A 385-nucleotide genomic window follows, 5' to 3' on the forward strand; every position below is an offset into this window, starting at 1 on the left:
ATATTGATATCAAGTTACAAGGTGATACGTTTGATGATGCTTACCACGCAGCCATGTTAGAGTGTAATAGTACAGGCAAAATATTTATTCATCCATTTGATGATGAAAAAGTAATTGAAGGGCAAGCAACTGTAGGTTTAGAAATAATAGAACAAAGTAATAAAACTATTGATTATGTTTTTATACCTATTGGTGGCGGTGGTTTAGCAGCAGGTTTATCAACCGTTTTTAAAACCATGTCGCCTAAAACAAAAATAATAGGAGTTGAGCCGCAAGGAGCACAATCTATGGCTACTTCAATAAAAAATAATGAAAACACAACTTTAGAAAATATTGATAAGTTTGTTGATGGTGCTGCTGTTAAGCGCGTAGGTAATTTAACTTT

Annotated in this window: 1 protein-coding gene; it reads left to right on the top strand. The window is 33.2% G+C overall.

All coding sequences use genetic code 11. From position 1 onward, the window contains the following. Positions 1-385 (top strand): pyridoxal-phosphate dependent enzyme (locus FUA24_RS08295; RefSeq protein ID WP_148541272.1); only part of this gene is annotated, 385 nt, incomplete at both ends.

The organism is Seonamhaeicola marinus, from assembly GCF_008085455.1.